Below are 2,132 nucleotides of genomic sequence, written 5' to 3'. Positions count from 1 at the left end.
GTTATGGACAACCACCCCCTGTGCACCCGCTAATACATCCCATGTCCGAGGTCGCGTCCGGAGTCAGGAGAGAGCTGTGTCCCAACCGATCAGCCGCCGCACGGCGTTGACCGGCGTGGCCGCCGTGACGGCCGCCGCCGTGGTGCCACCGGCCCTGGCGCGCGCCGCCGCCGCCGCGCCGCAGCCGCTGCCCCTGCCCCCGCTGCGGATCCCCCGGCCCGACCTCGGCGTCGAGCAGCAGCCCGACGAGAAGATCCGCTGGATGCAGGACGCCCGACTCGGCATGTTCATCCACTGGGGCGTCTACGCGGGCCCGGCCAAGGGCGAGTGGTACATGGAGAACGCGGCCGTCACCCCGGAGAACTACCGCCGGTACGTCACCGACCCGGGCCCCGCGCAGTTCACCGCCGACGCCTACGACCCCGCCGCATGGGCGCGCCTGGCCAGGGACATGGGCGCCCGCTACACCGTCCTGACCGCCCGCCACCACGACGGCTTCGCCCTGTGGCCGTCCACGCACCCGAACGCCTGGCACTCCGGCCAGGCACCGCTCCAGCAGGACTTCATCGGCCGCTACGTCTCCGCCGTACGCGACGCCGGACTGCGCGTCGGCCTGTACTACTCGCCCCTCAGCTGGCGCTACCCCGGCTACTACGACGTCCGCGGCACGGGCTGCCTCCCCAACAAATGGGGCTACGTCACCGATCCCGCGCACAAGGAGAACGCGCGGATCATGAAGAACGAGGTGTACCAGCAGGTCAAGGAGCTGGTCACCCGGTACGGCCCGATCGACGACCTCTGGTGGGACGGCGGCTGGCTCGGCCAGCAGGGCTCGGACGCGGACGCCGCCTTCTTCTGGGAACCCGGCAAGTTCCGCGACCCCGCCAACGAGTGGCCCGTGGACGCCGCGTACAGCGAGAGCGACCCCGCCACCGGCAGGCCGCTCGGCCTGACCGGGCTGGTCCGCAAGCACCAGCCCGACATCGTCACCACCCTGCGCTCCGGCTGGATCGGCGACTACGCGAGCGAGGAGGGCGGCTCCGTGCCGACCGGCGCGATCCGCTCCGGGAAGCTGACGGAGAAGTGCTTCACCATCGGCGGCGCCTGGGGCTACACGGCCGGCGCGCCCGTGATGGGCTTCGGCGCCATCATGAACGTCCTGGTCAACGCCTGGGTGCGGAACATGACCTGCCTGCTGAACGTCGGCCCGGACCGCACCGGGGCGATACCGGCCGACCAGGCGGCGGCGGTCCGCCGGGTCGGCGCCTTCCTGACGGCCTGCGGCGAGGCCGTCTACGGCACGCGCGGCGGCCCTTGGCAGCCCGTGGACGGCCGCCACGGCTTCACCTACCGGGGCGACACCTTCTACGTCCACCTGCTGCCCGGCCACACCGGCACCGCCTTCACCACCCCGCCCACCGGGGACGCCCGGGTCACCCGCGTCTTCGACGTCGCCACGGGCACCGGCCTGCCGTACACCGTCGGCCCCGACGGCTCGGTGACCGTCACCGGCATCGACCGCACGCGCATCCCCGAGGACAGCGTCATCGGCGTCACGCTGGACCGCTCCGTGGAGCCCGCCGACATCGCCGCAGGCCGGACCGCCACGGCGAGCAGCCAGGAGAGCGCCCACGGCAACACCGCGGCGAAGGCCGTCGACGGCTCCACCGCCACCCGCTGGTGCGCGGACGGCGGCGGCACCGGGGAGTGGCTGAAGGTGGACCTGGGGGAGCGCAGGCAGCTGACCGGCGCGCGGATCGCCTGGGAGTTCCCGGACACGAACTACCGCTACCGGATCGAGGGCTCCACCGACGACGCCGCCTGGACCACCCTGGCCGACCTGACCGCCACCACCGGCACCGCACAGGTCCAGGTCTCCGCCTTCCAGACGCAGGCCCGGTACGTCCGGGTGACCGTCACCGGGCTGCCCTCAGGAACCTGGGCCTCGATCCGCGGCCTGGAGCTCTACGACCGGCCCTTCAGCACCCCGTGAGCCGCCCCCCTCATCGATCCGAATCGATCCGACTCACGCAGACCACTCAGAGAAAAGGACGTTCTGTGAGAAAGTTCTGGGCCCTCCTGACGGCCGTGCTCGCCGCCGCCGCGTTCGGATCGGCGGCCCCCGCCTCCGC

At 72.5% G+C, this 2,132-nt stretch carries 1 protein-coding gene; it reads left to right on the top strand.

The annotated features are described in order from the left end of the window. Positions 1 to 76 precede the first annotated feature (76 nt). On the top strand, positions 77 to 1,993 hold the full coding sequence (locus AOK24_RS35860) for an alpha-L-fucosidase (protein WP_055724150.1): 1,917 nt from the start codon (positions 77 to 79) through the stop codon (positions 1,991 to 1,993). Positions 1,994 to 2,132: the final 139 nt, after the last annotated feature.

It is taken from the genome of Streptomyces niveiscabiei (assembly GCF_001419795.1).
GTDB lineage: Bacteria > Actinomycetota > Actinomycetes > Streptomycetales > Streptomycetaceae > Streptomyces > Streptomyces niveiscabiei.
The sequence above is the reverse complement of the archived record's forward strand: the minus strand, read 5'-3'. Positions and strand labels throughout refer to the sequence as shown.